The 26,577-nt window shown below is 44.2% G+C and carries 22 protein-coding genes and 1 tRNA gene; 14 read left to right on the top strand and 9 right to left on the bottom strand.

The features are described 5' to 3' along the window. Positions 1–11: 11 nt before the first annotated feature. The gene (locus C4S39_RS09330; RefSeq protein WP_103966753.1) at positions 12–461 is read right to left on the bottom strand and encodes a hypothetical protein; all 450 of its coding nucleotides are present in this window, start codon (positions 459–461) and stop codon (positions 12–14) included. Between the two features lie 452 nt (positions 462–913). Here C4S39_RS09330 and C4S39_RS09335 point away from each other — a divergent pair. The 6 genes from C4S39_RS09335 (at position 914) to grxD (ending at position 5,468) form a co-directional block, all read left to right on the top strand. Beyond that, a tRNA-Val gene (locus C4S39_RS09335) sits at positions 914–990 on the top strand. Positions 991–1,248: 258 nt separating this feature from the next. Continuing rightward, positions 1,249–1,749 (top strand): CreA family protein, encoded by a 501-nt coding sequence (locus C4S39_RS09340; RefSeq protein WP_103966754.1) that lies wholly within the window; start codon positions 1,249–1,251, stop codon positions 1,747–1,749. 108 nt (positions 1,750–1,857) lie between these two features. Continuing rightward, positions 1,858–3,111, top strand: coding sequence for a glutamyl-tRNA reductase (gene hemA / locus C4S39_RS09345; RefSeq protein WP_103966755.1), 1,254 nt, complete (start codon positions 1,858–1,860; stop codon positions 3,109–3,111). Next, on the top strand, positions 3,108–4,187 hold the full coding sequence (gene prfA / locus C4S39_RS09350) for a peptide chain release factor 1 (protein ID WP_103966756.1): 1,080 nt from the start codon (positions 3,108–3,110) through the stop codon (positions 4,185–4,187). The genes hemA and prfA overlap by 4 nt, the downstream gene beginning before the upstream one ends. Positions 4,188–4,219: 32 nt before the next feature. After that, a complete protein-coding gene (gene prmC / locus C4S39_RS09355; protein ID WP_103966757.1) occupies positions 4,220–5,056 on the top strand; it encodes a peptide chain release factor N(5)-glutamine methyltransferase in 837 nt (278 codons plus the stop codon). Positions 5,057–5,159: 103 nt separating this feature from the next. Next, positions 5,160–5,468, top strand: a complete 309-nt coding sequence (gene grxD, locus C4S39_RS09360; protein WP_103966758.1) for a Grx4 family monothiol glutaredoxin — start codon at positions 5,160–5,162, stop codon at positions 5,466–5,468. Positions 5,469–5,543: 75 nt separating this feature from the next. On the opposite strand, the gene C4S39_RS09365 is transcribed toward grxD, so the two are convergent. Both C4S39_RS09365 and C4S39_RS09370 read right to left on the bottom strand, forming a co-directional pair. Beyond that, the gene (locus C4S39_RS09365; protein ID WP_103966759.1) at positions 5,544–5,963 is read right to left on the bottom strand and encodes a YqaA family protein; all 420 of its coding nucleotides are present in this window, start codon (positions 5,961–5,963) and stop codon (positions 5,544–5,546) included. A 256-nt stretch (positions 5,964–6,219) separates the two neighbouring features. Beyond that, the gene (locus C4S39_RS09370; RefSeq protein WP_103966760.1) at positions 6,220–6,858 is read right to left on the bottom strand and encodes a calcium-binding protein; all 639 of its coding nucleotides are present in this window, start codon (positions 6,856–6,858) and stop codon (positions 6,220–6,222) included. 191 nt (positions 6,859–7,049) lie between these two features. Here C4S39_RS09370 and C4S39_RS09375 point away from each other — a divergent pair, with 191 nt between their 5' ends. Continuing rightward, entirely contained in the window at positions 7,050–8,606 is a 1,557-nt protein-coding gene (locus C4S39_RS09375; protein WP_103966761.1) for an adenylyltransferase/cytidyltransferase family protein, read from the top strand. 100 nt (positions 8,607–8,706) lie between these two features. Next, on the top strand, positions 8,707–9,885 hold the full coding sequence (locus tag C4S39_RS09380; protein WP_258039379.1) for a PhoX family protein: 1,179 nt from the start codon (positions 8,707–8,709) through the stop codon (positions 9,883–9,885). Between the two features lie 72 nt (positions 9,886–9,957). Here C4S39_RS09380 and C4S39_RS09385 read toward each other — a convergent pair whose 3' ends face one another. Beyond that, positions 9,958–10,602, bottom strand: coding sequence for a hypothetical protein (locus C4S39_RS09385; protein ID WP_258039380.1), 645 nt, complete (start codon positions 10,600–10,602; stop codon positions 9,958–9,960). A gap of 23 nt (positions 10,603–10,625) precedes the next feature. After that, the gene (locus C4S39_RS09390) at positions 10,626–11,741 is read right to left on the bottom strand and encodes a DUF1624 domain-containing protein (RefSeq protein WP_103966763.1); all 1,116 of its coding nucleotides are present in this window, start codon (positions 11,739–11,741) and stop codon (positions 10,626–10,628) included. Positions 11,742–12,003: 262 nt separating this feature from the next. On the opposite strand from C4S39_RS09390, the gene C4S39_RS09395 reads away from it, so the two are divergent. Continuing rightward, positions 12,004–12,813, top strand: a complete 810-nt coding sequence (locus tag C4S39_RS09395; RefSeq protein WP_103966764.1) for an SAM-dependent methyltransferase — start codon at positions 12,004–12,006, stop codon at positions 12,811–12,813. 153 nt (positions 12,814–12,966) lie between these two features. Here C4S39_RS09395 and proB read toward each other — a convergent pair whose 3' ends face one another. The 4 genes from proB to rplU form a co-directional block, all read right to left on the bottom strand. Then, positions 12,967–14,076, bottom strand: coding sequence for a glutamate 5-kinase (gene proB / locus C4S39_RS09400; protein WP_103966765.1), 1,110 nt, complete (start codon positions 14,074–14,076; stop codon positions 12,967–12,969). After that, on the bottom strand, positions 14,070–15,134 hold the full coding sequence (cgtA, locus tag C4S39_RS09405; protein ID WP_103966766.1) for an Obg family GTPase CgtA: 1,065 nt from the start codon (positions 15,132–15,134) through the stop codon (positions 14,070–14,072). Before cgtA ends, proB begins: the two co-directional genes overlap by 7 nt. Before the next feature lie 103 nt (positions 15,135–15,237). After that, positions 15,238–15,495, bottom strand: coding sequence for a 50S ribosomal protein L27 (gene rpmA / locus C4S39_RS09410; RefSeq protein WP_103966767.1), 258 nt, complete (start codon positions 15,493–15,495; stop codon positions 15,238–15,240). A gap of 11 nt (positions 15,496–15,506) precedes the next feature. After that, the gene (gene rplU, locus C4S39_RS09415) at positions 15,507–15,818 is read right to left on the bottom strand and encodes a 50S ribosomal protein L21 (RefSeq protein ID WP_103966768.1); all 312 of its coding nucleotides are present in this window, start codon (positions 15,816–15,818) and stop codon (positions 15,507–15,509) included. Positions 15,819–15,965: 147 nt separating this feature from the next. Between rplU and ispB the strand changes: the two genes are divergently transcribed. The 5 genes from ispB (at position 15,966) to C4S39_RS09440 (ending at position 26,535) form a co-directional block, all read left to right on the top strand. Continuing rightward, the gene (gene ispB / locus C4S39_RS09420) at positions 15,966–16,934 is read left to right on the top strand and encodes an octaprenyl diphosphate synthase (protein WP_103966769.1); all 969 of its coding nucleotides are present in this window, start codon (positions 15,966–15,968) and stop codon (positions 16,932–16,934) included. Positions 16,935–17,120: 186 nt separating this feature from the next. Further along, entirely contained in the window at positions 17,121–17,753 is a 633-nt protein-coding gene (locus C4S39_RS09425; RefSeq protein WP_258039381.1) for a DsbA family protein, read from the top strand. A 413-nt stretch (positions 17,754–18,166) separates the two neighbouring features. Next, positions 18,167–18,652, top strand: coding sequence for a hypothetical protein (locus C4S39_RS09430; RefSeq protein ID WP_103966770.1), 486 nt, complete (start codon positions 18,167–18,169; stop codon positions 18,650–18,652). After that, positions 18,649–25,653 carry a calcium-binding protein gene (locus C4S39_RS15820; RefSeq protein ID WP_103966771.1) on the top strand — a complete coding sequence of 2,335 codons (7,005 nt, stop codon included), beginning with the start codon at positions 18,649–18,651 and terminating at the stop codon, positions 25,651–25,653. The genes C4S39_RS09430 and C4S39_RS15820 overlap by 4 nt, the downstream gene beginning before the upstream one ends. 489 nt (positions 25,654–26,142) lie before the next feature. Beyond that, on the top strand, positions 26,143–26,535 hold the full coding sequence (locus tag C4S39_RS09440; protein ID WP_103966772.1) for a hypothetical protein: 393 nt from the start codon (positions 26,143–26,145) through the stop codon (positions 26,533–26,535). The last annotated feature ends 42 nt before the right edge of the window (positions 26,536–26,577 follow it).

Here is a 26,577-nt window from a genome sequence, read left to right on the forward strand (position 1 = left end):
AAGTTTCTATTTTAGAAGCAATTATTTTTATCAGGATTAACACTGCATGACCATTGAAGATGATGAATGCCACCCGCTTTATTGACTAAATAATCAGCTCTCAGTTGTTTGTTTTGCTCTATAGTTAAAGAAGCTTTCTCTGGTATAAATCTTTCTTCGCTCCAGAATCTGATTCTGCAAAATTCATCATTGGAATTACAGAGTCTATTAATGGCGGCACTATAGATCGTTTTGTCGGTATACTTACTATGATCGATCAGTACCAAATGCACAAATTTCCCTGAAGTCCCTAATTCCACAGTACGTACAACCCGCCACCCGATACCGCTTTCCAGCTGTGAAGCGGACTCAGCTGCTGGTTTATCTTCTTCATGTTCATGCTCTTCGTCTCCATGAGAAAAGACACTAAGCGGCAGGACCAGTAGTGTCAATAAAAAGAAGTCTAATACTAATTTGCGCATAAATTCTCCTCGGCAAAATGCCAATTCATTATTTTATAAATATATAGCTCTTCGGTTGCTTCTAACTTATTGCTTCCAGATTAATTCCTCTACTTAAACTGGATGCTGCTTGCAGCGGGCGAGTATACTCGAAAATTTGATTATGAACATTATCGAAAATTTAATTTTACTAATAAACATTCGGTATTTAACCGGATCCGAGAGATGGAATTTTAATAGTTTCATTTCAAAATTATTGATATTTAGTCTTGCTAGATAAGAAATGTTCTTCATTGACGTGTAGTGTTTCTGTGCGTTGTAGGGTTATATTACCCAGAACTCATGATCTTTTTGTATTTTTGGAGAATCTGGCTTTGAATTAAAAATTTTTAAATTTTTACACTGAATCAATTCATCCAATTTAATTAATTATTTGTAGCAGCTAGTTGTTTCGGTTAAAATCCGTTTTTTTCAGGCGCGTAGCTCAGTTGGTTAGAGCACCACCTTGACATGGTGGGGGTCGTTGGTTCGAATCCAATCGCGCCTACCAATTATCAGATAATAATCTTCTGTTATTTTCGATTGCATGGGTTAGGGATTAATGACATCTATCCGGTTTGCGTCACTCCAAGAAAAATGGGCGGAATGATACGGGTTTTATAATTCCTGGCTAATGTGAAAATGAGTATGTCTGCAACTTACATATCTGCCAGAACTCAATGACATTAATTCGCAAGATTGTAGCCAGAGATCGGAGTTAAACAGAAGCAGAATCAGTATGTGCTATTGAATTTATCGGGAGAAAATTATGCAAAATTTTATAGTTGTTAGTACCAAGAGTTTATTAAATGCATTGTTGATCGGTATTCTAATGCTGCAAACAACTTCTCATGTGATGGCAGAAAAAATTGGTAGCGTTTCTACTAAGTTTAAAGTGTTAGGCGCAAACGATAAAATCGTAATTGAGGCATTTGATGATCCGGATATTGCTGGAGCCACCTGTTATCTAAGTCGAGCCAAAACAGGGGGGGTCAGTGGTATGGTCGGAATTGCTGAAGATACTTCAGATGCTTCAATTGCATGTCGGCAGATTGGTCCGATTTCTTTGCCCGAGAAAGTAAAAAATGGTGATGAGGATGGCACTGAAGTTTTTAAAAAGAGTACATCGCTATTATTTAAATCGTTACAGGTAGTACGATTTTATGACGCCAAAAGAAATGTTCTTGTTTATTTGACTTATAGCGATAGAATTATTGAAGGATCGCCAAAAAATAGTATTTCAATAATTCCGATTACACCGTGGCATTAAGTAACCAGAGTGAAATAAATCAATTGCATTGATGGTATTTAAGAAAACCTAATATTATAATTACCAATCATTTCTTTCTAATTGTTCACCTTGGCAACATTATCTTCCATGCAATTATTTGCTTTTGGAATCAATCATAACACCGCGCCACTGGATGTGCGCGAGCAGGTTACTTTTCCTGAAAATACGATGGAACATGCGTTGCGCGATCTGGTTGGACGTAATCCAATAAAGGAAGCTGCCATCGTTTCCACCTGTAATCGCACTGAAGTATATTGTTGCACCGAAAGACCGGAAGATGCTGTCGTATGGCTGGCTGATTTTCATCATTTGCCGACTCGTGAACTGGATCCCTACATATACAAATTGCCACGCGAGCAGGCCGTAAAACATGCATTCCGGGTGGCCAGTGGTTTGGATTCGATGGTATTGGGCGAGCCGCAAATACTGGGACAGTTAAAAAGTGCGGTTAAATCTGCGGAGCATGCCGGAACACTGGGATTATTACTGCATAAGTTGTTTCAGCGCACGTTCTACGTTGCTAAGGAAGTCCGAACCTCAACTGAAATAGGTACTAGTTCTGTATCAATGGCTGCAGCCGCTGCGCGCTTGGCTGAACGGATTTTTGGCGATATTGCCGAGCAGCGGGTTTTGTTTATCGGCGCGGGTGAAATGATCGAGTTATGCGCTAATCATTTTGCGGCACGTAATCCCAAAAAGATCACGGTTGCCAATCGGACTACTGAACGCGCTGAAGCACTAGCCAATCGCTTTAATGCACAGGCTATTACTTTAAGCGAGTTGCCCGAGCAATTGGCACTGCACGATATTGTAGTAACTTGTACAGCAAGCCCCTTGCCCATACTGGGTAAAGGCATGGTAGAGCGCGCAATTAAAATACGCAAACATCGACCGATATTTATCGTTGATCTCGCTGTGCCGCGGGATGTTGAGTCTGAAGTTGCGGAACTCGATGACGTTTTTCTCTACTATGTCGATGATCTATCCGAGATCGTTAAGGAAGGGCTGGATTCACGTCTTAATGCGGTCACACAGGCTGAAACTATCATTGATTCGAATGTGGTTGATTTTATGCGCTGGTTTGCCACGCGTGAAATGGTTCCCACAATTCGCGCGTTACGTGACCAAGGCGAACGTTATCGTCGGCATGAGTTGGCTAGAGCTACTAAATTGCTTGAGAAAGGTGAAGATCCAAAGAAAGTCATAGAGGCTTTAAGTACCGGTTTAACAAATAAATTCTTGCACATGCCTTCCAATGTTTTAAATCAGACAGCAGCGGATGAGCGTGAGGAATTAGTCGAATTGATTAATCGGCTATACCAACTGCACCGTCCCCAATGAACAAAAATATCATGGACCGGCTCACTCGCCTGAGTGTGCGTTTGGACGAATTAAATCATTTGCTGAGCAGCGAATCCGCAACCGCAGACTTGGATCACTATCGTAAGCTTACGCGCGAGCATGCTGAAATTGTTCCGATTGTTGAGCTTTATCGGTCTTATCAGCAATTCGAGCGTGATGTGCAAACAGCGCGGGAGATGCATGCGGATTTGGATATGCGTACATTTGCCGAGACTGAGATTCAAACCGGGAAAGAAAAACTGATTCAAATTGAATCGGAAATACAAAAGCAATTACTTCCGAAAGATCCCAATGATGAGCGCAATATTTTTCTGGAAATCCGCGCAGGAACAGGAGGGGATGAGTCCGCTTTGTTTGCTGGAAACTTGTTTCGCATGTATTCGCGCTATGCAGAAAGACAACGTTGGCAAGTGGAAATTATCTCGCAAAGCCTGTCGGAAATTGGCGGATATAAAGAGATTATCGCTAAAATTATTGGCTGTGGCGCTTATTCGAAACTTAAGTTTGAATCAGGTGGTCACCGTGTTCAACGTGTACCCGTAACTGAAACTCAGGGTCGTGTGCATACTTCTACATGTACCGTGGCTATTATGCCTGAGGCCGATGAAGTGAGTGAAGTGATTTTGAATCCCGCTGAATTGCGTATCGATACCTTTCGTGCTTCCGGTGCCGGCGGTCAGCATATCAATAAAACCGATTCCGCCGTGCGCGTGACTCATCTACCCACCGGGATCGTTGTGGAGTGCCAGGATGGACGTTCGCAGCATAAAAACAAAGCACAGGCATTGAGCGTGTTGGCGGCGCGCATACACGACAAACAAATGCGCGCACAGCACGCGGAACAGGCAGCTGCACGGAAATCACTGGTGGGTACCGGTGAACGCTCGGAACGGATTCGTACTTACAATTTTCCCCAAGGACGGGTGACCGATCATCGTATCAATCTTACTCTCTATAAGATGGATCAGATTATGGATGGAGACATCGATGAGCTTTGCTCGGCACTCATGGCCGAGCATCAGGCTGAGTTGTTAGCTGCATCAGTGCAAGAATAATCATTGCCTGCTGATCGCTCTAAATCATTGCCATGTCACATGTGACGATTTCACAAGCATTAGCTGCGGCATACTCGGAAATTAATGGTATTGATGCAATTCTATTGCTACGGCATGTGTTATCCGTGAATCATGCATTTTTGCTGACTCACCCTGATCAAGCGCTGACTGTACAGCAATTCGAGAAATTCTCCAGCCTGGTTCAGCAGCGCATTGAAGGCTTGCCGGTGGCGTATTTAATTGGGGAGCGTGCATTCTTCGACTTGACTTTTAAAGTCACGGACGCCGTGTTAATTCCTCGTCCTGAAACTGAATTACTGGTTGAGTGGGCGCTCGAGCTGATACCGTCTCAGAAATCTTGTAAAGTGCTGGACTTGGGTACAGGCAGCGGCGTGATCGGAATTACCATTGCCAAGCATCGTCCTCAAGCTCAGGTCATTGCGGTTGATTTGTCCCCCGCTGCTATCGATGTCTGTCAAAGCAATGTAGAGATTCTGGAAGTGGCTAATCTAAATACCATCAGGGGAAATTGGTTTGATGAACTTTCAGGGGAGAAATATGATCTGATTGTATCAAACCCGCCTTATGTGGCTGAGGGTGATCCTCACTTGCAGCAAGGCGATCTGCGATTTGAACCGGAAATGGCTTTGTCCGCAGGGGAACATGGTATGGCCTGCATTACTCATATTATTAATGCAGCACCTGGCTATCTGAGAGAGGAGGGATGGCTGTTACTGGAACATGGTTATGATCAGGCTGAGGCTTGCAGACAATTGTTACGCGATATGGATTTCAGTAATATTTGTTCTTATCCGGATTTGGCTGGCATAATGCGGGTAAGTGGCGGTCAGCTGAGTTCGTCAATCTAAACCATAAAATTACATTATGGTTCTAATGTACTAATTAATTAGTTGTTTTCTTGTTTTTTCTGCATAAAACTTTTGGGAATAATCTTTTGGAGAAATTAATACTATGAACGTTGAAGATTTAATCGAACAGCAAATTACTACGCATCCGGTGGTGCTTTATATGAAAGGTACCTTAGATCAACCGCAATGCGGTTTCTCAGCCAACGCTGTGAATATTCTTAAAGCTTGTGGTGTTGATGACGTTTTCTCGGTTGACGTTCTGGCAGATCCGGAAGTCAGGCAAGGTATCAAGGATTTTTCCAATTGGCCCACCATTCCTCAACTATACGTGAATGGTGAGTTTATCGGCGGTTCGGATATCGTGACAGAGATGTACCAGTCCGGAGAGTTGCAAAAACTGTTCGAAAACTGATTCCAGTTAAAATAGTGAGCCACGATTCAGGGTGTTTGCATCCATAAACGACTGAATCGTGCAGCAGGCTTCGAGCTAATTGATTGCCGTTGCAATAACCCAATAACGGGCAAACTTACCCACTGCAATAAATAATAGCGCCCATAACCAATTGGCTCGTAACCATCCGGCAGCCACGCATAACACATCACCGATCAGAGGCGCCCAGGATAAAAGCAGAATAGGGGTGCCGTGCTGACGCACCCATTCCAGACTTCGCGTACTGCCTCCCAATTTTTTATGTAATGTTTTCTCATCCGGTAGTAACCGGCCAATAAGATACGAACTCATCCCGCCCAATGTATTTCCGATGGTTGCCAGAATAAGCGCTTGCCAGTGGAGATCAGGATATGCCAACAAGACACCCACAAGAACAACTTCCGACCCGCCTGGAAGAAGGGTGGCAGCCAGAAAACTGCTGGTGAATAACGCCAGCAGACTCGATTGTTCATCCATAACGCGACCCGGAATTAAAAAGTTTTATAGTTTAACTTGATATTTTGTATAACGATAAAGATACAGCAGGAAGTAACATGGTAAGGTACTCGTTTGTCGGGATTGCTTTGAATCGATGTATGAAATCGGCAATGTGATTAGATTAAACACAGGCAGTTACAAGCTTGTTTTGTAGTTACCCGGGAAACATCGGACTCTGCATTTCAGGATATTAAATTGCTTCCAGTGGATGTTGGAAGCAATTAATGAATTGATATCAAAGAGTAAAGACGATCATGTCTGCAGTGATTGAGTTCAGGTTTACGCCAACCAGCTCAATGTAGGCTGCACCGCCGAGGAATTCAGCAGTAAACCCACTATCGCCGTTATCCACAAAATTGGTGATATGCGGAAGTAATTCTGAAACTTGAGTGATTCCAAGTACTTCAGAATCAAAAAACAAGCGATCTTCACCGATTGTGAAATCAGCAATCTCAAAGTTTCCGACGCCATAAAAACCAAACGTATCGTTACCCGCTCCGCCATTCAGTCTGTCAAAATCCCCAGCTCCAGGGGCAACGAGACTAACAGGCACGCTGCCGCCTGCCAGCAAGATGTCGTTACCATTGCCGCCAAATAATCTTTCGGTACCTTCCTGCCCATCTATAATATCGTCGCCGTCGCCGCCGTTCAAAATCCCATTGCCGGCTCCGCCGGTGATGGTATCGTTTCCTGCGCTACCTTCGATTTCATCGTGACCGGGTCCACCTTCCAGAATATTATCCAGTTCATCACCGATAATGAGTAAATCGTTGTCGTCAAATCCGGCGGATCCAATACCGTCGAATCCAATGCCATCGATAAATTTAACTGCTCCTGATCCTAAATTTGGGCGAGTTTGTGTAATGACTGCCATAATATAATCTCCTGATTATGTATTGAATTGACGTAATTTTTTTGATGCCTCATTATTAAACTCTAATGAGAATGATTCCTATTATAATGAATAATGATTAAAATGCAATCAATTGGTGTTGATAGTTACACGAATAGGCATGATAAAGTGATGATAGAAAATATAGCAACCAGCATAGCGGGCGATTCATCATGATCCAGAAATTGAGCGAACGGCTGCTGCAGGGGAGGAATCTGATCGCGGCAGGTAAATTCAATGAAGCGGATGAGATACTTGGTAAGCTTAAAATCGAGAATCCATTATCTCAGGACGTTGCCCGCTTATGGTGTTCTTTGGCGATGCGTACCGGACGCACCGCTGAAGTACCGGCTTATGCGGCAGCCATTTATGACCATGTGCAGGGTGATTTTTATAAAGCGCATTGGGCGCATGTGCTGGGAACCGCAAGTTTTATTTTGCTGGATCTGTCAGCGTCGCAAGTACATTTTACAACCGCTTTAAATCATTTAATGGCGCTGGCTAAATCCGGGAAAATTCCGCCGCAAAAGGAAAAAACCAAACAGTCACAAACCGGGACGAATGTTTTTTCCTCGGGTGAAGCGGAAAAATTGTTGTGGACCACCTGCGCGAAATTAGCTCGATTGGATATTCCCGCATTTCCGTTTGCGGGTACTCTGCTGGGTTTAGTGCGTAACGGCGGTTTATTGGATTTTGATAAAGACATCGATATCGCGGTGCAAATGCAATCCTGGGATGCCTGTTGCATTGCATTGGAGCAAGCAGGGTGGGAGAAGGTGCCGATGCGCATCGAATATGCCAATTATCGTGATTATGTGCATCCGGAATTGGGAATCACGTTGGATGTGTGCGGTTTGCAAGATAGAGGGAAGCAAATTGTGGGTGGCTTTGCCTTGCCTGGTCATCCGGATGACTATCAACGCGTATCGGTCTTTCCTAAATTTGATTTGATCCGGAGAGATACTGATTATGGGACTGCTTGGTTTCCACGTCAGCCGGAAAAGATTCTGCGGGCATTTTATGGCGATTGGCGCACGCCCAATCCTAATTGGGATACTGTGGTGTCTGCGCTCAATCTGGAGAATTTTACTTTGCTGGTGCGTTGCTACGCGTATCACCGGTTGATACAACACTGGTTGCTGGGAAACCTGACCAAAGCATGGTGTTATGCGCACCAAATTGTATTGAAAGACCCCGATGATGTCCTCGCATTGCGTGGCCGTCAATGGATGGAACGCGCGATGGTGCGTTTAAACCGTGAAATTCCGGTGTGGCCGAAGAATCAATTACAGAGACGCATCTATACGCGCATGGTAGCTGATTTATTTCACGAGGGGCATATCAATTTTTTGCGGGCGGCACGTGCATTGGGTACGCATTTGACGGTCTGTGTGGTGTCTGACGAGCGCGTGATGGAAAACAAAGGAAAATTACCGGTTATGAAGCAGGCAGAACGGGCTGCGGTTGTGGCTGCCTGCAAATATGTCGATGCCGTTATGACGGAAACCCCGCCGGGGGTTACGCCGGAATATATGCTGCGGAACGGTTTCGATATTTATACTTTCGCTTGCGCTTCGGAACAGGAGCGCCAGGAGAAATATAAACTATGTCACATGTTGCCGGCCGGGATGATTCAGGAATTGTCCTATACCCCCGGTATTTCAACTTCTGACTTAGTCATGCGCATTCGGGAAGGTGCGGGGAGAAAACATACCGATGCAAAGAATTGACTGCATACCTCAGAATAGAAGCTGAAATATCGTTGTATTAGTTCCTTGTGCCGGAAAGGCAACATCATAGTATGGCATTTTCCAAAAATCAGGATGTTGGATGATGCGCAAACTTGATATTAAAGACGTTAATCGCCGCAGGTTTCTGCAATACGGTTTTATGGGATTGGGTGCATTTTTTGGCAATATTTTGTTACCATCACCTGCCAGAGCTGCGGCTTCTTCATTGTTATCCCTGGGAAACCTGGGGCCAGCAGATGCTAATGGGATATGCTTGCCTCCGGGTTTTACTTCTCGTGTTGTGGCATATTCAGGGCAAAAACTTTTTAATTATACCTGGCATGATGCTCCAGATGGCGGTGCTGTTTTTCGTATGGTGAATGGTGGTTGGATTTATGTTTCCAACAGTGAGATTGATCATGGCGGCGGCGGTGTCGGCGCTTTACGCTTCAATCCGCTGGGAGAGGTTATTGATGCATATTCCATATTAAATCAGACGGACCGTAATTGTTCCGGTGGCAAGACGCCGTGGTGGACATGGTTATCATGCGAAGAAGTCGATAGAGGAATGGTATGGGAATGCGATCCATCCGGGAAAAGGGCCGCGCAACCCAGAAGCGCTTTAGGTTTATTCCGGCACGAAGCGATTGCCGTGGATTTCGCACGAAAACAAATTTATCTGACCGAAGATGAGCCGAATGGTTGTCTTTATCGCTATACCGCTGATACCTTTGATGCGAAAGGAAATCCCAATCTTGATCATGGCATTTTGGAGGTTGCGGAAGTAATTGATAAAAGCACTGGAGCCGTGCATTGGCATGCTGTGCCCGACCCATTGGCGACCTCGTTATCTACGCGAAAACAAGTCGCTGCCAGTACCTCTTTTAATGGTGGGGAAGGTATCTGGTACCGATGGGGAATCGTCTATTTCTCAACCAAAGGAGATAATCGCGTTTGGGCCTATGATGTTCTAAAACAATCCTTGAGGATTATTTATGATGCTTCATTGTATCTAGATCCCATACTGACCGGAGTAGACAGTATCACGAGCAATGCTGCCGGAGAGTTATTGATTGCTGAAGATGGCGGGAATATGCAACTTGTTGCTTTGGCGGAAGGTAAAGTGAGACCTATATTGCAAATCGTAAATCAGGATGGTTCCGAGATAACCGGACCTGCTTTTAGTCCGGATGGATCACGCTTATATTTTAGTTCTATACGCGGCAAGACCGGATTGCTTAAGGATGGCATAACCTATGAAATCACAGGGCCATTCTAAAGCAATCCTCATTTCCTTAAATACTTCCGGTTTCTCTGGGAAAACGATAAATTACCGATATTGCATTGATTGTTAGCGTACCAGATTCGTGAAAGATCCAGCAGATGGAGGCGATGCCAGATCGGTTCTTTTGAATTTAAATAAAAATAGTACGGTATGCATATTAAAATGGGTATCAGCTATAAACGGTGGAGTTGTACCTACGAAGCGACCGGAGGGCATCTCAAAGATATCTAAATGAAACCGAGCATACCCTGTTTGTGAATCTGCTTCATAAAACGAAAGTTTGGGTAATGCAATGGGGATTAAGGTCGCAGCAATCGGAGGAATCCCAAAAAAAGTATTACTATATTCCGTTCCTAAAGAGTCGACTATAACATTTATGCGATAGGTGGCAGACTCGTCTTGTGCGATATAACCTTGTTGTCCTAGCCAACCCGCTACAACTCCTTTCACTAAATCCTTATCTCCGCTTATTCCGAACATATCCAGTTTAACCACAGAGCCTTGAGGGATAGGTAAAGAAAAATCTGGCGATTTGGCGACACTACGCATCACCGCTTCGCTTATTAATAGCTGTTCAGTGGCTGTTCTGGCTGAACTGGTTACTTTCTGAGTTGTTGAACATCCTGTTAAAAAGCCTGCTAAAACTAAGCCTAAGCACAGTGTATTAATTATTTTTGTCCGCATCAATTGTTTCCTCTTGTATTTATCCATGGATCCCCCGATCATAGCTCGTTCTACAGAAAACGCAATAAGCTTTGCGGGTAGTGGTATTTCAGTGAACGGTAAACATGGCAGACCGGGTAAAGAATGATCAGCGCCACCAGCGTGATTCCGTAAGTTTGTTCCAGGCTGCCGCGTTCAAACAGGAGTTTCAGTACGGTCAGCACGCAGAAATGGGCTAGATAAAAGAATAGTGCGGTTTGTCCGAAGACCAGCAAAGGTCCGTTGGGATTGATAGTTCTTTTCATAGACTCCAGACGCATTAGCAGTGCCAAAATAATTGTCATTAAACCCAGTTCCAGTAAGATATAAGCGAGACTTGGCGGATATTTGCTGACATGCAGCCACTGTATCAACGTATTCCCTTCCAGGTGCATGAACATGTTGCCATAACCATCCAGGCCGCGAATTATTACAAATAAAGTCAACATAAACCAGCCGATGGTCATCAGCAGGCGTGCAACTGTCCGTAAATCGAATGAGGTTGCGATGAACCATTGGCCGAACACCCAACCCAGGAGCATGATACCCAGCCAAGGTAATGCAGGGTACAGCACGGTATAAGCTTCCCCGAATACCGGCGCAAAAGTGATTGCCAGCCAGAAGGGAACCTCACTTCCTGGTTGCCACAGTATCATAAGCAATAATTCACTTCCGAGGATGATCAACAATGACAGTAAAAGGGCCATGAGGATTCCAAGCCGCTGTAGAGGAATCATCAACATCATGCTGATGCCGATGGCATAGAGTACCTGGAATATAGGTTTGCCAGAAACCAGAGAAAACAAGCATAAATCAATCAAGGTAATAAAAGCGCCCCGAAGCAGTAATTCGCGGTCAATGACCGCACTATTGATACCTTGCTGCCGCCGCTGAAAATTACTGATGGCAATGGATGCGCCAGTCAGGAAGATGAAAGTGGGAGCGCAGATGTGAGTGATCCAGCGGGTGAAAAATTGATCGGAAGCAAATTGTACGCCAGGCTCATACAGCAGAATGGAATCCGCAAAAATCCGATGAGTATTGAAATACCATGAAGCGTGATCCAGCGCCATCAGTATCATGACAATTCCACGCAACCAATCAATGGCAGCGATGCGTTGTGTGTTTTTATCGAATGAGATAGTCATCGATTCTTGCAAGTAAAATCAGCTGGACGAAAGGCTCAGTACTAATACATGTTATGGCCATCAAGCGCAACGTTTGAATATTGTTCCTGATACTTGTAATGCTGCAATTAATTATGGCTGGATTGTTTCTAACAAGCTCTAAATGAAATTAAAAATTTGGTTAGGCTGCGATCATATTCTTAAAAAATATTAATTCAACAAGGTAAAATCCATTTCCTACTCCCGTAATTTTAATTATTACTAACTTGCTCTAAAGGATCGAATGAAGGTCAAAATACACGATTTTGTTAAAATTGCAAAAAGCTTAAAATTAGAAGCATGGCTGTATTACTTTATTTATAGAGGATTCAGACAGATCAGTAAAAAATATGGAGTGCGCATTACAACCAACAATTATGGTTATTACCCGACAAAATTAGATGCTGATGATAAATATCAGCTTCAATTGTATGATGAATATATAAATCTTTTGGACGATGAAAATAGTGAACAAGTATTAGAAATCGGTTGCGGTGCTGGTGGTGGACTGATGCACATGCAATCACGATTACCTAAATCAAATTTCACAGGTCTAGATAGATGTAAAGAAGCAGTAAAAACCTGTAAATATTTTCTTGGGGAGCAACCAAATAACATCAAGCTATACAGTAGCCTCAAAGACGTTTATGCGGATAGTAAAAAATTTGATGCCGTCATGAGTGTTGAAACAGGTATATACAAAAATCCCCATATTTTTGATGATATTCATAATTTATTAAATGATAGAGGTATTCTTATCTATTACGATAATATCAACTTTGGTAAGTTAGACAGGATCGTTAAATCAATTGAATGCCGCGGTTTTAAAATAGATGCTATGAGAGACATTACTGAAAACGTATTTAAGGCATGTGAACACGACACACCAAGACGCCTGGAGATTGTAAAAAAATATCTTCCGAAAGTATTAAGACCTTTTAATAACGAAATATTGCGGTATATGTGCGTAAAAGACACTTCGCGTTATAACAATTATAGTATTGGTAAGAAAAAAGCTTTCATGTTGAAAGCAAGGAAACTGAGGCAGGAATGACTTTTTCTTCTAAACGTATTAGATATTCCCGAAAGAATGTCAGAACGCCTTTAAACCCGGGCTAGTAGAAAATCTTGAAAGAGGCTCCGAGGCTTTGCCAAAGGCAAAATGTAGGAGCTCTCAAGTTTGCGTAAACGTGTACTAGTTCACAAATTAAAGCAGAACTAGGTTATTTCTGTGTATGAGCTCTGGTTCATCGACATAGCCTAATATGGCCTCTATTTTACTACTGGCTTGCTGCAGGATTTTCTGTGTTTCTACCGCACTGTAATTTATCAAGCCGCGAGCTATCTCTCTGCCTTTCTCGTCGAGACAGGCTACTGTTTCTCCACGCTCAAATTCGCCATCCACGCTAGTGACTCCAATGGGCAGCAGGCTTTTTCTATCGACGCAGAGCGCTTTTACAGCTCCCTGATCCAATGTAACATAACCGCGTACCGGCAAGTAATCGGCCAGCCATTGCTTGCGTGCCGCCAAAACAGGCACTCTGGCCAGGAAGAGTGTGCCGATAGCTTCATCCTGACTCAGCCGCACCAGCACGTTATTTTCGTGACCGGATGCCACGATGGTATTTGCACCGCTGCGAGCAGCACGCTTGGCAGCTATTACCTTGGTTTGCATGCCACCGCGACTGATACTGCTACCCACGCCACCGGCCATTTTTTCCAATGCGGAATCGCCTGCATTGACTTCATTTAGTAGCTTTGCATCCGGATTTCTGCGCGGGTCGCTCGTGTATAATCCAGCCTGATCCGTCAGTATTACCAGTGCATCAGCTTCAATTAGATTGGTCACTAGTGCCGCTAGTGTGTCATTGTCGCCAAAACGGATTTCATCCGTCGCTACCGTATCATTCTCATTAATGATGGGAATGATATTGAGTTTTAACAAGGTGGTCAGAGTGGAACGGGCATTAAGATAGCGTTTCCGGTTGGATAAATCTTCATGAGTTAGAAGTACTTGAGCCGTTTGTAAATGGTATCGTGAAAAATTTGAGGCATAAGCTTGCGCCAGTCCCATTTGCCCTACAGCCGCAGCAGCTTGCAATTCGTACAGTGCGGTAGGGCGTATTTCCCAGTCGAGCCGTTGCATACCTTCAGCGATTGCACCTGAGGAAACCAGCACGATTTCTTTATTCATCTGTTTTAATGTGGCAATTTGTGCTGCCCAGTCGGCCAGGGCGGAATGGTCGAGTCCCTTGCCCTGATTGGTGACCAGGCTACTGCCTACTTTGATAACGATGCGGCGTGCTTGCTTTAACATTGATCCGGGATCTCATTTTCCAAAATAGAATTGCCATCCTGTGGCGGCAAATGCTGCTCCAGATATTCCATGATGGCATAGATTAGATGTTTGCATCCTTCACCTGTCAATGCGGAAATAATAAAGTAGTTTTCTTTCCATTCCAGTTTGTCGACAAATTGACGACATAGCTCGTCGCGTTCTTGTTCTGGCATCATGTCGGTTTTATTCAAAACCAGCCAGCGTGGTTTTTGATATAAAGATTCATCATACTTTTCTAGTTCCCCGGCAAGTGCCCGGGCTTCATGAATGAGATCGGTTTCTGCATCGAGTGGCGTCATGTCGATCACATGTAACAATAACCGGGTGCGAGTCAGATGCTTCAAAAAGCGATGCCCTAATCCAACGCCCTCGGCCGCGCCCTCGATCAATCCAGGAATGTCCGCCATGACAAAGCTGCGATTATGATCGACTCGGACCACGCCGAGATTCGGCTGTAAGGTTGTAAATGGATAATCTGCAACCTTCGGGCGAGCGGCAGAGACAGCGCGAATAAGCGTAGATTTTCCAGCGTTCGGCATGCCGAGTAACCCTACATCAGCAAGAACCTTGAGTTCCAGCTTCAGTTCCAATTCCTGTCCCGGCTCGCCCTGGGTGAACTGACGTGGTGCACGGTTGGTGCTGGATTTAAAGTGCAGATTTCCAATTCCGCCGGATCCACCCTTGGCCAAAAGAATTTTTTGCTGATCATGGATCAGATCTGCGATGGTTTCGCCGGTATTGATATCTTTGATTATCGTGCCTACCGGCATGCGCAGCACGATATCTTCGGCACTTTTGCCATAACGGTCTGAGCCTTGCCCATTCTCGCCCTTTTTGGCTCGATGAATGCGGGCGAAGCGATAATCGATTAAGGTATTAATATTGCGATCCGCCACAGCAAAGATACTACCGCCACGTCCGCCATCGCCGCCATCGGGTCCGCCTCTGGGGATATATTTCTCCCGCCGGAAACTAGCGACTCCGTCGCCGCCTTTACCTGCATAAACTTGAATAATCGCTTCGTCAAAAAACTTCATAAGTAACGAGGTATAAATTTCCTGTGTAGTATTATGTTCTGAAAACAAAAAAGCCCCATCACATCTGACAGGGCTTTTTGAATAAGTGAGTCTTTTCGTTCTTTTATGCGGGTATCACGCTTGCGAATTTACGCTTGAAGGCGCCCTTGATACTGAAACTTACTCTTCCCGTCACTTTGGCAAATAAAGTATGATCCTTGCCGATACCCACATTTTCTCCCGGATGGAATTGCGTACCGCGTTGTCTGATGATGATTGATCCCGCTGAAATTAATTCACCGCCATAGCGCTTGACTCCAAGCCGCTTTGAATGTGAATCGCGCCCATTTCTTGAGCTTCCGCCTGCTTTCTTATGTGCCATTTATCAACTCCTTAAGCTGAAATGCCCGTAATTTCTATTTCAGTGTAATTTTGACGGTGACCTTGATGCTTTTGATAGTGCTTGCGACGTCGCATCTTGAAGATACGAATCTTGTCGTGCCGTCCTTGACCGAGCACCGTCGCGCTTACTTTGGCGCCATTTACAAGAGGCGCTCCCACCGATACTTTATCACCATCAGCCACCATTAAGACTTGATCGATAATAAGCTCGCTGCCGTTTTCCGCTTTCAGCTGCTCTACTTTCAATTTTTCGCCCACTTGAATTCTATATTGCTTACCGCCGGTTTTTATGACCGCATACATATCTTAACTCCATACTTCCCTTTTTCAGAACGGCGAATTATACATAAATAACCCTTGATTGTGGTGGAAAATTTTTGACAATTTATCATTATGCTTGACACTTGGGTATCGTCATTCCTAACATAGCGTTTTCTACAAGGTAATATTGTGTCAATAGAATATATTAGAAGTTTCATTGCTCAAGATATGAGCATTGTTGATGATGTTATCCGGGAAAAATTACATTCCCATGTCCTGCTGATTCGTCAAGTCAGTGAATATATCATTAATAGCGGTGGCAAACGCTTGCGCCCCGCTTTGGTAATATTGTCCGCGGGTGCTTTTGGCTACTCAGGCAAATTTCATTATAACCTGGCAGCTGTTATCGAATTTATTCATACCGCAACACTGCTGCACGATGATGTGGTGGATGAATCGGAATTACGACGAAATAGGGAAACCGCCAATGCGTTGTTTGGTAACGCAGCTAGTGTCTTAGTAGGGGATTTTCTTTATTCTCGCGCTTTCCAGATGATGGTGGAAGTCGATAATATGCGTGTGATGCAGGTGCTTGCTGATGCGACCAATACGATTGCCGAAGGTGAGGTTTTACAACTGCTTAATTGCCGCGATCCACAAGTCTCCGAAGAAAATTATCTACAGGTCATTCGATTTAAAACAGCCAAACTGTTCGAAGCGGCAAGCCGGCTCGGGGCAATACTCGGGAACGCTACATCCGAAGAAGAAAATGCGATGGCAATTTATGGTATGCATTTAGGTACCGCGTTTCAGCTCGTAGATGACATGCTCGATTATTCCGGGAATAACCATGATATTGGTAAAAATCTGGGCGATGATTTGACTGAAGGAAAGCCTACACTGCCTCTGATATATGCCATGCGCATGGGTACACAGGAACAGGCAGATATCATTCGTAAGGCGATCGAAGATGGCGGGAAAGATGGTTTTCAACCCGTCCTGAATGTAATTCGCCAAACTGCAGCTTTGGAATATGCAAAGAAATGCGCTGAAGCTGAGGTGACAACTGCAGTAGCTGCAATCGCTACCTTGCCCGATTCAGAAAATAAAGAATGTCTTTTGCAATTGGCAAGCTTCGCAGTTACGCGCAATCATTAGGATAATTAAAGTTCGGGCCGGTTATTTCTATTATTTCTATTGAAGCCGAAATTTCCTGATCTGAGTCATTAGGAATACTCTTCCTGAGAAACACTTGTTATATCAGCTTTCAAGTTGCAGATTCGGTGGAAGAGGATAACTCTAACCGATGGACGATTAAGGATGCTTATTCATAAAGGATGAAAGGTGGCTGATAAAACTATACTTTATTACATCCATGATCCCATGTGCAGCTGGTGCTACGCATTCAGCCAAAGCTGGGCTGCATTGCAACGGGATTTGCCGCAGGATATTGAGATTGCTTATGTCGTGGGCGGACTTGCACCGGATTCCATAGAACCGATGCCGCTCGCAACGCAGAAAATGGTGCAGCAGGCCTGGCAACGCATCGAACAAACCATTCCCGGAGTTCATTTCAATTGGGATTTCTGGTCGCGCAACACGCCTATCCGCTCAACCTATCCGGCCTGCCGGGCAGTGCTGGCAGCCAAAAGGCAACGCGCGGATGCCGAGGCGGAAATGATTCGCGCTATTCAGACAGCCTATTATCAACAAGCGAAAAATCCCTCATTGCCGGAGACCTTGCACGCCTGCGCCCGGGAGATCGGACTGGACGCGCAAACCTTTATCGACGATTTAACAAGTGCGGCGATAGAAAGTGAGCTACAGCAGCACATTCAACTGGCAAGAAGCATGAATGTCTCTTCATATCCCTCCCTGCGGCTGGCCCACAACCATGCCGTGCCTCCCATCGCCATCGATTATCTGAATCATCGCGCTATGCTGGATGAGATAAGCGCTACCCAACTCGGAAAGTAGCCGGGTTTCTTCATTTCCTGAGATTAGTTCAGATTCATTGTCTTTCAATAACGAGTGGTTAGAATCGTTGCATACGTGATTGAGTCTTTTAGTATGTTTTCTCCTGCTTCCAGCCTAATCCAATCATAGTTCAAGAAATTAAAGTATTGATGTGCCCTTGTCGTAAAGCAAGGGGGAAATTCATTCAAATTATTCATTAAGATAATGATAATAAATATCTTATGTGATAACCCCCTGGTACTTCTTTTAAAAATATTTTTTACCGTGAAATGAATTAGTCATTAGAGTTATTTAATGAGATATCTATTTTATTTTCAGTATATGTGGCTCATAAAAACATTTTTATAGTGAGTAAAAATGAATATGGCTACGCGTTGGACTAATTGTCGTCAAATATAAAAGAGACTTCGTGCATGAGAAAAATTATTTTGTTTTTGCTTGCTTCATTAATTATTTACGCAACTTTCTTTACAGAAAAAGACAGATTGGATAGGGAAGTTGATAGGTTATGTGCGATCGATGGCGGTGTGAAAGTGTATGAAACGGTGACATTGCCAGAGTATAGGTTTGATAAACATGGGCAAATAAATTTTTATCGACCTACTCAAGGTGAGAATGCATTAGGGCAGGAATATATCTTTAAATGGGATAGACACAACTATAAAAAAAGAGATTCAGCACAAGGCCCACAAGAAGTTGCTATTAGGCAGAATCATTTCAAGATTATCAGAAAATTGGATATGAAATTATTGGGTGAGTTCATTTTATATAGCAGGGTTGGTGGCGATTTGCCAGGACCTTGGGCACCTTCATCATATCGATGCCCTGGATTGGAAACAAATGAAAATATTTTAATGCACAGAATCTTTGTTAAATCAGGTAGGGAGATTGAGGAATGAGTAATATTAATATGTATTCTTCACAAGCTGAGCTTGCTCAAGGAGCGTATGGAGTATTCCTAGGTAAAATAATAGCAATTAATGAATTAACTGAAAGTGATGCAGACATGTCCACTTCCCAAGCTGTTGCCTTTGTTGAAAAATGGCAAATCGCAGATCAATACACCGATCCAATTACCGGAGTTTCAGCTACTGTCTTTGAAGCAAAAGAAGGTGGTGCTAAATATCTTGCGATACGTGGAACCGAATTTACGGCTAATGATTTACTTACTGATGGAATATTGGCTTCAGCAATACCTCCATTTCTCAATCCTCAATTTATCGTACTCAAATTGCAAATCGATACTTGGTTGAATGATCCCAATGTATTGCAGAATCATAGTTTTACCGTCAGTGGTCACAGCCTGGGAGGTTATTTAGCTGCAGCAGTCAAACAAACCTACTCGCAAGTCACTGATGCTTATCTCTACAATGCACCGGGAGTTAGTGGTTTGCAGGGTAATTTAGCGGATGCAGTGAGTAGCGTTCTTGGCATCAGTAACATAGCATCAGATAATGTTTGGAATATACGCGGTTCCGAGGGTTTTCCTATTATCGCAGGTCTGGGTTATCAGCTAGGCTCACCTGTCAGTATCCAAACAGAAACATCGTTAAATAATCATAGCATTAGTCTGCTGGCCGATGCGTTGGCCGTTCATTCAGTTTACTCCCAACTGACACCCAGTCTGAATCAAGAACAACTGAGCAAACTCATCGATGCCTTTGGTTCCACCAAGGATGTGGCTGGAGCATCCAACAGTAAAACGCTTGAATCCGCGCTTGATGCTTTGCGCACTATTTTACTAAACCCTGCGGATGGCAAAATTGCGCTTGGGGATAATCAGAAGACTGAAACGGGTAATCGTGACAAATTTTATACCAACCTTTATGAATTACAGAACAGTGCTCAATTTAAAGATTCTGTGGGTAAAGTCCAGTTAGCATTGCTATCCGATCTATCTAGCAGAGATATTATCAGCAGGATCGAGAGCGATAGTCAGCAGGGTTTGGCAGCACGTTTTGCGCTTGCGGCGCTCAATCCTTTTATTTTTGAAGGGGAAAGTATTGATTATGGTGTCTTCAATTTGAATGGTGCGCTTGATCGCTTCGATCCGGAGAGTAGCGCGGGTACGCTGACATCATCATATCTGGTAGATCGCATGGCGATGCTGATACGCAAGAATTGGTTCAATATCGAAGACAAAAACCCGTTGGATTCAACAGTTACATTCAGTTCAAGCAATCATAGCTTTCAAAATATCAACGATTATTATGAAGATGTGGCTACGGGTTACAAGATTTCGCAAGGTGAGTTATCAGGCAGTACACCGCGTTATTTTTTTGGTGGCGACGATGTGGATAATCCTGCGGCATCGGCTGTTGAAGATCACCTTTATGGCGGCGGCGGTGATGACATACTGAAAGGACTTGAGGGCAACGATTATCTGGAAGGTGGGGCAGGCTTAGATACTTATATTGTCAATCCTGGTGATGGAGTTGATACCGTGCTGGATACGGATGGGGCTGGAGTAATTCAATTCGGCTCTGTGGTTGCTCAGGGCAGAAGCGGTGTGTCTGATAATAAGGACTGGATAAGAATCGGTGATACTTGGATGGATCAGAAGAATAATCTGGTTTATCTTCGTGTTGCTCAGGATAACGGCACGTATGACTTGTTTGTCAGTTTCGTCGGCAGCACCGACAGTGCCAGGGTTCGGATCAAGAATTGGAGCGATGGCAAATTGGGAGTCGCGCTTGGCGATAATGGGCTTGCCGAGGCACCGGTATTGGATCGTGTCATTCTCGGTGATCTGAAGCCTGAGAATCCAATTGATTTTGACGAGCTCGGTAATATTGTTGTCAGTGCAGAAGAAGAGGCAGATCGCGAAGATGTGTTGTATGGAAGTGTTGAGAATGACCATATTCGGAGTCTTGGTGGTGATGACGAAGTCGATGGCAAGGATGGTAAAGACCGTATTGAAGGGGGAGGCGGTGAGGATATTCTTGCTGGAGGCAAAGATGACGACATCATGCTGGGAGGCACCGATAGTGACATCATAAGGGGACAATTAAACAACGATAGGCTTTATGCAGAAACTGAGTATACCTTGGATAGTGCCTATGCACTGAGCAAAATCCAGACTGGAAGCGGGGAAAGAGGCGATCTGCTTGATGGTGGTGCTGGCAATGATGTGCTCATTGGTGATGCAGGTGATGACATTCTCATGGGTGGTACAGGTAAGGATATTTTGATAAGTTTGGGTGGAAACGACACGATTGAGAGCGATGGAAATGTCGAATCAGTTGATCGTAATTGGAAAGTTAATCGTACAACAGATAATACAAATAATGTTACCACCTATAATCGAGGCTATAACTTTGGCGTGTCACCTGCAGAGGTTGCGAGGGTAACTGGTGATGACGATGTAATTTCCAGCAGTACTGGAAAAGATTGGATTTTTGCGGGAGGTGGTAACGATTCCATTGATGCAGGTGCCGATAGTGATGTGGTTTTTGGTGACGCAGGTAACGACACTATCCTTGGACAAGAGGGAGATGATGTTGTTTTAGGCGATAATCATCATTCTGGATTAAATGCATCTTTGCATGGTAACGATTATCTAAGTGGCGGTGACGGTAATGATCTGTTGATTGGTGGAGGAGGTTCCGATTATCTGCTGGGCGGTGCAGATAGCGATGTACTTATTGGTGATGACAGTGGAATTTTTTTGCTATACCAGGGTGACGATTTTCTCGACGGCGGCGCAGGCGAAGATCAGCTCTTTGGTGGAGGTGGTAACGATACACTCATTGGCGGTACAGGAAATGATGCGTTATATGGCGGAGCGGGTGACGATATCTACATTGATGTTGAAGAAGGCGATCTCATCAGTGACCTGGAAGGGAATAATATTATCAGATTGGCCGATGTCGGAAATACCGGCGCTCCAGTAAGTTTTATGTCGAAATTAAGCAGTGAGCCACAAGATTCCCTGGCTAATTCCAGCGCTGTAGCATCGAATGCGCCATCAAGTGTGAAATGGTTAGATGGTTCCAATATCTTACGCATTACTTTGGGAAATGGTGGAGTACTCGATCTACAAAATGCTCTTTACGGAATGAGTACACAAATTCAATTTGACTATGGTGGCAATTCAATTGATCTGGAAAACTGGACGAGTGAGCACCTACGCGAAGCAGTGATTCTGAATTTGTCATCAATCGAGATCAGTTCTGAGGAATCCATCGCAGAGGCCTATGGAGGCGCGGGTGCAGATTTGATTCAGGGCAGTATTAACAACGATACCCTTAAGGGGCATGGTGGCGACGATCACCTCCTTGGTGATACAGGTAATGATCGAATTATCGGCGGAGCAGGTAATGACGCGCTATTCGGACAAGAGGATAGTGATACTTTGCAAGGTGGCGCCGGTGCTGATCGCAATACGGGTGGCAGCGGTGCCGATATTTATGTATTCAATCGTGGGGACGGTGCCGATATTATCACTTCAGCAAATAGTGAGGATGCGGTTGGTGATGAAGTTCAACTAGGTTCGGGTATCGCTGCCAGCGATCTTCGTTTCTTTGAATTGGCTGATGGCAGTTTGCTCATGCGTATTGAAGGTAGTCAAGACAGTATTCTTTTTCAAAGCTGGTTTACTCAAGGACCCAATGTAACAGCATTACGTTTGAACGATAATTCGCTGATAGATGCTAACGAAATGAGCATATTCGCAGCGAATGTTCTCGGTGGAACGATGGGCGATGATGTCTTGATTGGAACGGTCGCCGATGATCATATTGAAGGTTACGCAGGTAACGATATTCTGGATGGTAACGCCGGTAATGATTTGTTGATGGGTGGTGATGGTGATGATACCTATCTTTATGGTTGGACTTCATTGGGCAACGATAGGATGATGGAATCGTCAGTGGGTACGAGTATTGTCGTATTGACAGAGGGCACGTTACTTACTGATTTGCGTCACGAACATGCTGGGAACGATTTGATTTTATCGTTGCGAGGTGGCGGTACGGCATTAACAATCGAAGATTATTACGTATCGCAGCATTCCTGGACAGTTCATGTGGAAAATAATGTAACGATTGGAATGACTGATTGGCTGGCTTGGCCTGTGCCCGCCCTCGATATTGCGCAATTACAAATAGATTTTCTGGATGCAGCACGTGCACAATGGGCAAACAATTTGCTCAGTAATACCAACGACCGGCATCACGGGTTGTATACGCGAGTGAATGAAACCACCTATCGTGCTAGTTTGGTATCTGCATATGAAACAGATATCGTTGTGCAACGCTTTACATTACTCGAGAATTTTTCTGATGCATCGAATATCCAACGCCAATCTGATGATAGAGATTCTTCCTCTTCCACAATCGATGTGATCAATACTTCATCTCCTTCTTCTCCTCCAACTAATCAATTCGTAGTGCATCAATTTATTTCTATTTTTGAATGGAATGAAATTTACAAACAAGGAACGGCTCTGAAGGGAGTGACAATCACCAATGACATGCTGCCTGTATATGAAAATGGTGTGATTGTCGGTTTCATAATTGGTAATCAGATTCCATCGTCGCCCGATGTGATTCAACAGTATTGGCAAACTACAAGTACCATCAATACTCAAATTGAGCGCATTCAAGGCGGCGACAGCAGCAATATTATTGTGGGTTACGGAAGCAGACGTTACTCGGATGAGATATCGATGATCGATGGTGGCGGCGGGAATGATATTCTCTATGCACCTGGCATGCCTTGGCTCAATAATGAGGTGGCGTATTTTACCGATACCGAGTCCCGTATTGGTGGATTTTCCTATGGGAATACGGGGAATGATACGCTTTATGGCGGTTACTATAGAGATACATTGGTTGGTGGTGATGGGATCGATTTCCTGGATGGCAGGTTCAGTCAAGATACATATGTCATGTTTATCGGTGAATCAGGAGTGGATAGGATTTGGGACACAGGAACGCAACTGGCGCAATGGGGGGATTATTTTAGCGATACTTCTTACACTTTCCTGGTTCAGGAAGTGAAGTCTATAGCACAGGATCTGCTTCGTTTGATAGGGATTAATCAGGAAGATATTACTTTTACCTGGGGACAGCGTGTTGTCGAGGGGGTGCGGGACCGGGTTGTATTTGACGATGCGCTATATACCCAAACCATGCATGCTACGCTGACCGTAATATGGGCAGAGGGTGGCGTCGAAATTGTGCTGCCGAATTCGACTGATCTGCCGGGTATGGGGTTGGAGCGTATTCAGTTTGATAATGGGACGATATTGACAATGGCGGAGCTGATCGCGCTTGCTGACCCTGTACCCACTCTGAATCCGCAAGAAATGAACAACAGCATTACTGGAGAAACCGGGGATGATGTAATTTACGGTGAAGGTGGGAACGATACGATTGATGGTGGTGCCGGCAATGATCTTCTAAATGGCGGGGCAGGCGACGACATCGTGATCGGCGGTACCGGTGATGATATTTACCTATTTGGTCTGGGCTCAGGTCAGGATACGGTCAATAGTTATGACACGACTATCGGAAAGGTCGATGTAGTGCAATTTGATTATGGTGTAACTCCTGATGAAGTGCGTGTTAGCCGTTCCGGAGATAATCTGGTGCTAACTATTATTGGTACCGGAGATACATTCATTATTCAGAACTATCTGGAAAATAATGGCGCGACGCCCTTTTCTGTCAAAGAGATCAGGTTTAGAGGGGATGGTACTGTTTGGGATTTTGCAACAGTGAGGGCTAAATTGGGAAATAATCAAGCTCCCCATTTGCAGGTTGCGCTCTCAGATCAAATGGCAGTCGCGGGCGAGAACTTCAGCTATATGATGAATCCCAATACATTTGTCGATCCGGATGGCGATAGGCTTGTTTACAGCGCGGCCCTGGCCGATGGAAGTTCACTGCCAGCCTGGCTCAGTTTTGATGCGACAACAGGCACGATCAGCGGTACACCTGATGCATCCGGAAAATTAAGCGTGATGATTACTGCCAAAGATACCGATGATCTGACAGCTGCGGATATCTTCGATATCGATATTAGTAGTCCGGATATAGATATCACTGGGACATCAGGTGCAGACAAACTGACTGGTGGGAGTGGAAATGATATGCTCAACGGATTGGCAGGTAATGATGTGTTACACGGTAACGCTGGGAATGATTGGCTGGATGGCGGGAGCGGGATCGATTTCATGGCTGGAGGTACAGGCGATGATACTTACCTGGTGAATGGTTTTTGGGATAGGGTCGTTGAAAATGCTAATGGCGGCAGCGATGCGGTTATTGCATCCATTTCGTATACACTCGGTGATAACCTGGAGAAATTAACGTTGTCAGGCGCTTCTGCGATTATTGGTATCGGCAATTCGGCTGCCAATCAAATAACCGGGAGTGCGGCTTCTAATATCATATGGGGCCGGGCAGGGGATGATATTTTGTCGGGAAATGGCGGTGCGGATACTTTGATTGGTGATATCGGGGATGATGCTCTGGATGGCGGGATGGGTAAAGACTTATTAATTGGTGGAGCAGGTAATGATGTCTACTTCTTCGGGCGTGGATATGGAAAGGATGTCGTTGTCGAGAATGATTCCACTGCGGGTGTATTGGATACCGTTAAATTTCTGTCAGATATTAATCCGGAACAGATTTGGTTCCAGCGTGGGGGCAATAATCTTGAAGTAAGTATCATTGGTACCCATGATAAACTGATAATCAAGGATTGGTATCTGAGTTCGGGCGCTCACGTTGAGCAGTTTAAAACCACTGGAGGTTTGACGTTGCTGGATAGTCAAGTTGACAGCCTAGTCACTGCAATGGCAGGTTTTGAACCACCCGATATGGGTCAAACAATACTTCCATCCGGTTACGACGCTACTCTCGGCCCTTTGATTTCCACTTTTTGGCTGTAGCTATTTTCTTGCTATTTTTTGCTGTCTTGGTTTAATCTCTTCGGATTCAATTCCTCGCCTCTTGGGGCGTAAGCTGGTTGAAAGCCAGTAGTCTGAAGAACGTACTTAATACCCCGCCGCTCTTGCGGCGGGGCGTTTTACTTTTCATAGACCTAATATCTTATTGAATCCCTTTGGGCGATTATTTCGATCGATGATCATTCAATGTATAGAATCTTAATCTTCACCGCTGGCTATCCGGGTTCATTTTTCTGACATGAATACGAACGTATCAGGATAATAAGAAATTTATTGCTCGCGTGACTACATTCCAGGTTAATTTCGCTATAATCTTCAGGCTATAAAGTGAAGAAGTATGAGTGTTTATATGAATACTTAGTACGAATAGGTGATTGTGCAGATTTGATGTATTAAGTCTTAACTTAACAAATTTGTGTCAATGATTTTTATCAGACTATTGTATGTACTTATTTTAAATGGAGAGATTATATGAGTATGGAAAGTGAGATCAGAATGAGATTTGGAGGTTTCTGGAACTCCCTCATTTTATTGTTTGTAATTATCATTTGTCTTCGTTTCTCAAGTTTAGAGTTCGCTGATGAGACTTTAATTAAAAGAATTTTTTGTGCGCTGCATTTGTTTTTAGGGTGTATAGCTGCGGGTGTTTTGCTGGGCATACTGAAAATATTTTTAGCATTCTCTAATCAAACCTATACCCGTGCGCCCGCATCGGCAAATTTTGTACGAGGCCTTAAATATGGGATAGTTGCGGGCGGTTTATTGATATTTATTGTCGGCATATTGCAACTACCTGGTTTCCTGGGTGTTTTTCAACCTATGATTGATGGGTTGCTGGCAAAGTTCACGGCTGTTTTCGTATAAGCAGCTGCTTGTAATATTGTACAAGTATTTTATATGTAATGA

This window comes from Nitrosomonas ureae (assembly GCF_900108305.1).
GTDB lineage: Bacteria > Pseudomonadota > Gammaproteobacteria > Burkholderiales > Nitrosomonadaceae > Nitrosomonas > Nitrosomonas ureae_B.